The organism is Pseudoalteromonas sp. NSLLW24, from assembly GCF_015864725.1.
Taxonomy (GTDB): domain Bacteria; phylum Pseudomonadota; class Gammaproteobacteria; order Enterobacterales; family Alteromonadaceae; genus Pseudoalteromonas; species Pseudoalteromonas arctica.
On record NZ_JADYWQ010000016.1, the window covers coordinates 97,849 to 104,063 of the forward strand.

A 6,215-nucleotide genomic window follows, 5' to 3' on the forward strand; every position below is an offset into this window, starting at 1 on the left:
TGAAAAACAACACACAGCTAATTTTAGCACTAGCGGCTTCTTTAATTTGTTACCCAACATATATATTATTCATTGGTTTTCTTACCGCAGCGAAAATCAATGAGGTGATACATGAGAATGTTTATAAAAACAAACGAGTTTGATAAACTGGCAAGGCGTTACGCATGTATTAAATGTGGTACTTGGGTGAGCATAAAAGCCCAAAGCTGTAAGCAGTGCCAGCATAGTTTTACTAACAATGATAAAAGCTCAATGCAAACACTCTATAATCAAAATAAAGAGCAAAACTGGCAACATACAATATTGCCTATTATTTTTGTGATATTGGTAATAGCTTTATTGCTCATTTAATTTTTGCTTAAGATTTAAAAGTGCTCGACTGCAACTCTGTAACAAAACCTCTCTGTACTTTAACGTGTAAAAACTACCCATAATTAAAATAATTACTCTTGTTAAGCCTTCTCTAAATATCACATAGCTAATGTTTTTTAATACATATAATAAGTTTATAAATTTCAATTGCTTAAATTATAAATTTATTTGTATTCACTCGTTTTTTTGGCACGTAAGTTGAAACAACTCCTTATAAATTTAAAAAAGGAATTACCATGACTGCTGAATACTTTATGGTACTAGGGTTACTCGGTGTCGCATTTTTTGCTGTTGCAGGGGCATTGCTTGGGTATGAAAAAAACATTAGTGGCTTTGGCGTAGTAGTGGTGGCAACCGTTACAGCATTAGGGGGCGGTACCCTCAGAGATATACTTTTAAACAAACCGGTATTTTGGATTGCTACCCCCGAGTATTTATATTCAACCTATGGGGCCGTTATAGCAACAATTGCATTTATTCGATACTTACCGCGCGTTAATAATTACTACTTTTTGTTGGTAGACGCTGTTGGTATGGCGTTATTTAATATTATGGGGATAGAAAAAGCACTCATTAATGGCTCTGGTATGGTGGTCGCAATTACCATGGGCATTACTACAGGTATATTTGGTGGTTTAATACGCGACGTAATTTGCCGTGAGGTGCCAACTGTTATGCGCAGCGAACCTTACGCCTCTGCGTGTTTAGCGGGTGGAGCAGTTTATGCCGCTTTATTTAGCCTTAATGTAGATTACATTTGGTGTATTTTAGGGTCATTTTTTACGACTATTTTTTTAAGATTAGGCTCTTTGCATTGGGGTTGGCATTTAACTATTTTCAGAAAAAAAGACTTCAGAGATCAAAGCGACTAATTTTAGCTACGAGTAGCCCGCGTTTGCATGTGGTACTCGTAATTATTCTCATCCGTTATAGTAAAACCCAGCCGCTTATAAAGTTCTAATGCTGGGTTGTTTTTAAGCACTGTGAGTTTAATCGGTTTTGACTGCGCACTTGTAATAACTTGTTCAATAACAGCTTTCCCATACCCTTTATTTTGATGCAGTGGATGTATTTGTAATTGCATTATTTCAACGTATTGAGCGTGCGTTTGGTATTTTAAAGTACCAATTGGTACCTCATTTATAACTATAAGATGGGAGCAGTCATATTGGTCATCAAGCCTTAAAACATGCTGTTGCTCAGTTATACCAATCCGCAATAATACTTAATCATTTTGCGGGGCTAAACGTGTCGCTACCTGCGTTAAAAAATGCTCATTTAGAACAACTAAATAGCGAATTTTTTGCCTAGCTATCAACGCGTTTTTCCAGCCTCAAAATAGATCACTTAATTAAGCAAATTGGTATTAAAAATAACCCGGCATTCTCTAAGTGTTCAACCATAGTCAGTTTTCTGAGGCTTAATAAGTAGTCTCGGTCTGAATATGCTGCCTTTATAAATTTAAAAACCATAGTGCTCCCTTGCAACAGCCTTAATGTTTATATTTGTAGAACTAATCAAAATATGTGCGCAGTATTAAATGTGCAAGCCAAGCTAACAAAGGCAATACTACCAATACCCAAGTGCTTTCCACCAAAGCCCGCCAACAATTCCCCATACACTTAAATTAATAACGCTCATTATAAGGCCCATTACCCACCAGTCTTTTAACGATACATAGCCTGAGCCAAACACTATGGGTGATGTGCCTGTTGCGTAATGCGTTAACGACATCATGAGTGATGAAGCGCCTGCTAACAGTAAACCTAAAAATAAAGGCGGAGCGCCAAGCGCCAAACCTGCGGCGTAAAATGCGGCAAACATAGCAGTAATATGTGCTGTGGTACTGGCAAAAAAGTAATGAGCGTAAAAATACACAGCTACCAATATAATGGCCGATACAATCCAGTCAAAACCCAGTTGCGCAATGTTGCTCTCAACAAGTGTTGAAAACCACGTTACCAAACCTAGTTTATTTAAAAAAGTGGCCATCATTACTAATGCTGAAAACCAAACAACGGTATCCCACGCAGACTTTTCTTTAAGTACATCGTCCCAGCTTAATACACCAGTCACTAATAAAACCGACAAACCTAAAAAAGCCACTGCGGTTGTGTTAACCGCGTAGTCAGCCCCTAAAATCATTGCGGGTACGCCGGCCCATAAAACAAGCAGCATAGCAAAAACACCCACCATTATTTTTTCGCCGTAACTCATTGGGCCCATTTCAGTTAATTTAGATTCTGCATATTTTTTAGCGTCGGGCGTACTTTTAACTTCAGGTGGGTAAATGGCATAAACAACCAAAGGCACAAGGGCAATACATAGCAAACCAGGAACAAGCGCTGCCAGCGCCCACGTACTCCAAGTAATACTAATATTTGCACCGGTAGCATCAGCAATCAGCTTTACAATTAGAGGGTTTGGCGCAGTCGCCGTAATAAACATAGCTGATGTAATAGGGTTTATATGGTAGCTCACTAAAGCAAGGTAGTGCCCAATTTTACGAGATGTACCTTCCTCAGGGGACGAGCCAAAACTTGTTGCTATCGACTTCATTATTGGGTGAATAATAGCGCCGCCTCGCGCGGTATTACTTGGCGTTACAGGCGCTATAACAAGTTCAGAAAGTGCGAGTGCGTAACCAATACCAACTGTTTTTTTACCAAAAAGAGAAATAAAATTATAGCCAATACGATTTCCCAAACCAGTTTTAGCTAAACCCCGAGAAATAATAATAGCAATACCAATCAACCAAATTAATGAATTAGAAAAGCCACTTAATGCATCTTTAATAGCGCCAGATGGGCTGTCATTAGTTACGCCAGTTAACGCAACAGAAGTAATAGCTAAAATAGCAATGGCGCCGATTGGCATTGCTTTACCAATAATGGCAACAACAGTACCAATAAATAAAGCGAGCAAATGCCATGCGTTTTCGGTAACACCTTGCGGGGGCGGTACAGCAAACCAAAGTAGTAAAACAATGGCTATAGAAATCAGTCCAGAGGTAACTCGAATATCAGTACCCTTCATTAAAAATGTCCCTAAGTTTTAGAAATGCATGCATTCTGTGTATTGAAAAGGCGACGTTATTCTACTTCATTTTATAATAAAAAAAATGACGCACATCATATGAATATTAGACTTATTTAATTTTATTAATAAAGAGGTAATAAATCATAAACTAAAGTGATTGATTACATTACCCTATAAGAGCTTACGTTGTGCTTAATCAACTCTTATATTTTTAAGAGTTAGCTTGAATTGTTTTATCGACTAGCAAGGTCTTTGTAAGTCTTAACGAATACTTGGAAATACAATGAACTTAAAATTAACCAACAACGTGATTACTTTTTTATTAGCGAGTAGCTTTTTGTTACTTGGCTTATCGTTTGCGTTAGGAGCAAACCCTAATACGTTAACGGCTACATTTAGCTTTTACGGCGTTGATTCGCTAATGTCTGTATCTGCGTTAGGTTTAATTAGTGGCTCATTTATGATTGCCTTAGCGTTTGCCACCGTGCTCGCTCGCCTTAAATTAATGAAACCTACACCAGCACTTTTACTTGCAGCAATTATAAGTTTAGTTGCATTACTTACCTTGTTTGCCAGTAACCGTTGGATGGCTCAACTTGGCGGCTTTCCAATCATTGGTAGTGGGCAGGGCATAATTAAATACTTTGCTGTAGTGCCTTTGTATTTGTTTTTATTTTATAAAGACAAACTTACCGACAAACAACACGTACTTTTAAACTTTATACCTGTTGCCATGGTTTTATTGTGGATTGGCGGCATGAAGTTTTATGAGTTTGAAGCAAAAGGCATTGTAAGTTTAGTAGAAACCTCACCGTTTATGTCGTGGTTATACACGGTATTTAGCGTACAAGGCGCGTCTAACGTGATTGGCGGGTTTGATGTATTATTTGCTGTGTTATTGGGCTTAGGGCTATTTTTAAATAATAAAAAGCTAATTATTGTAAGTGGCTTAGCGTGTTTAAGCGTATTTATGATGACCCAAACATTCTTAATTACCGCCACCGGTGCATTTAGTTCTTCCGCTTTATTGGAACGCCTAGGGCAGTTTGTAATTAAAGATCTTTGGTATATAGCCAACCTTGTTGTTATTGCTTTTTTAATGATTTTCAAGCCGACTAAATAATATATAAAGAGGACGTTATGATCAGTTGCAATCAATACGATTACATCGAAATTGCCTGTATGTACCATTTAAGCATTGAGCTTATATTAAAAAATGGTGATGGTGTATGTGGCGTGGCAACTGACACAAAACGCAATGCTAATAGAGACGAATGCATAGTTGTTAACGTAAATAGCGAGCTGCAACTCATAGTGCTCACTACAATCAGCGTACTTAAAGCGCGTGAACAAAATCCATACTTTGACCACGTGAACTTTGATGTAAAGTAAGCACCTCACTCATTCGTTTTTATCATAAACACCTCAGCGAACCTGTAACAATTAATATGTTAAGGTTCGCTTATCTAACCAATGCTTTAGCTCATACGTGCTAAATACATAAAGCCAAAATGTTCCTATTACTTTCTTTTATTCTTTACTCGAGTTTTTCTACCGAATAAGGTTAAACGCTAACTATTGAAACGTATAAAAATGCTAATTCTGTAATAAGTAAGCCTTTATATGTCCGTATATGGCGCGTGGTCTTCGTGCGTTTGTTATTTATGGCTGTAAAGGTAGCTACATAAATAAAGCTAACTTACAGAACCAAGTATTTACATAAACAGCTATTTTAATTTTGTCCAATAACATTATTAAACACCGTTTTGGTATATTTTAACAACGGTAACTTTATAACATATGTAATTACTTGTTTACATTGAAGTTGTTTAGTGGAATTATTGAAAAAAGTAATATGCGCCGTTTTGGGGGATTATAAATCCCAAAGTGCTGTTCAATAAGCTATTAGTTTCCCTACATCGGAGTTTGTATGCGTTCCAAGGAAGAATTGAAATTTCTAAAAGATAATGAAAATTCATTATATGTAATTCATTACTCATGTCAGGGATTAAATGATGATAATGAGGGGTATTCACCTCGTATCACATCAATTGCAGCTCTACATGTTGCAAGCTCTACAATGCATAGCTTTTCAATACATCTTGTTGCGGAGATAAAAAAAATCACTCGTGATGAAATACATAATCATTATGATGAAATTGAAGCAACGATGTTAGAAGATTTCTATCAATTCATACAAAACCACCAAGACTGCTATTGGCTTCACTGGAATATGTCCAATATTAACTTTGGTTTTGAGACTATTGAGCACAGATATAGAGTGTTAACGGAAAAGCAGCCGCCTAAAGTCGAGGACTCTAAGAAACATAATTTATCATCAATAATTACTGAGAAATTTGGTAAAAAATCTTTCGACCTTCCACGTATGCCTAGCATTATGGCATGTAATGGTGGGCCCCATCGAGACAACTTAATTGGTGCGGAAGAAGCTGAAGCTTTTAAGAGAAAAGAATATTTGAAATTACATAAGTCTACTATGGCAAAAGTATACTTTTTTCAGTCAATCTACCAAAAAATTCAATCTAATAAATTAAAAACTATCAGATCAAATTTACCAGCAAAGTTAAATCGATTAGTTGAGTCTTTGCCTTCAAAATTACTGGCACTTGTTGCTGTATTATATTCAGTGTGGCAATTAAGTTACTCTGCTTATACGACAATAGAGCCTCAAAATAAAGAAATAGATTCTGAGCAAGTAACGGTAACTAACAAGTGACTATGGTGTCAATTCCTAATTTCAAACCATTTTAGGATCCCACATGACACCATCCCTCACCATAGAA

General features: G+C 36.7%; 7 protein-coding genes. 5 read left to right on the forward strand and 2 right to left on the reverse strand.

Going from position 1 to position 6,215, the window contains the following annotated elements; translation table 11 throughout:
- Positions 1-111: 111 nt before the first annotated feature.
- The gene (locus I6E72_RS15700) at positions 112-351 is read left to right on the forward strand and encodes a hypothetical protein (RefSeq protein ID WP_101216345.1); all 240 of its coding nucleotides are present in this window, start codon (positions 112-114) and stop codon (positions 349-351) included.
- Positions 352-608: 257 nt separating this feature from the next.
- A complete protein-coding gene (locus I6E72_RS15705; RefSeq protein ID WP_004334621.1) occupies positions 609-1,244 on the forward strand; it encodes a trimeric intracellular cation channel family protein in 636 nt (211 codons plus the stop codon).
- A 2-nt stretch (positions 1,245-1,246) separates the two neighbouring features.
- Here I6E72_RS15705 and I6E72_RS15710 read toward each other — a convergent pair whose 3' ends face one another.
- Positions 1,247-1,591 (reverse strand): GNAT family N-acetyltransferase, encoded by a 345-nt coding sequence (locus I6E72_RS15710; RefSeq protein WP_024591969.1) that lies wholly within the window; start codon positions 1,589-1,591, stop codon positions 1,247-1,249.
- A 350-nt stretch (positions 1,592-1,941) separates the two neighbouring features.
- The gene (locus I6E72_RS15715; protein WP_197113019.1) at positions 1,942-3,408 is read right to left on the reverse strand and encodes a DASS family sodium-coupled anion symporter; all 1,467 of its coding nucleotides are present in this window, start codon (positions 3,406-3,408) and stop codon (positions 1,942-1,944) included.
- Positions 3,409-3,694: 286 nt separating this feature from the next.
- Here I6E72_RS15715 and I6E72_RS15720 point away from each other — a divergent pair, with 286 nt between their 5' ends.
- From I6E72_RS15720 to I6E72_RS15730, 3 genes are all read left to right on the forward strand, one after another.
- Positions 3,695-4,534, forward strand: a complete 840-nt coding sequence (locus I6E72_RS15720; protein ID WP_197113021.1) for a DUF417 family protein — start codon at positions 3,695-3,697, stop codon at positions 4,532-4,534.
- Between the two features lie 17 nt (positions 4,535-4,551).
- Complete coding sequence (locus I6E72_RS15725; protein WP_197113023.1) at positions 4,552-4,803, forward strand: Rho-binding antiterminator; 252 nt, start codon at positions 4,552-4,554, stop codon at positions 4,801-4,803.
- Positions 4,804-5,341: 538 nt separating this feature from the next.
- Positions 5,342-6,148, forward strand: a complete 807-nt coding sequence (locus tag I6E72_RS15730; RefSeq protein WP_197113025.1) for a hypothetical protein — start codon at positions 5,342-5,344, stop codon at positions 6,146-6,148.
- Positions 6,149-6,215 lie beyond the last annotated feature (67 nt).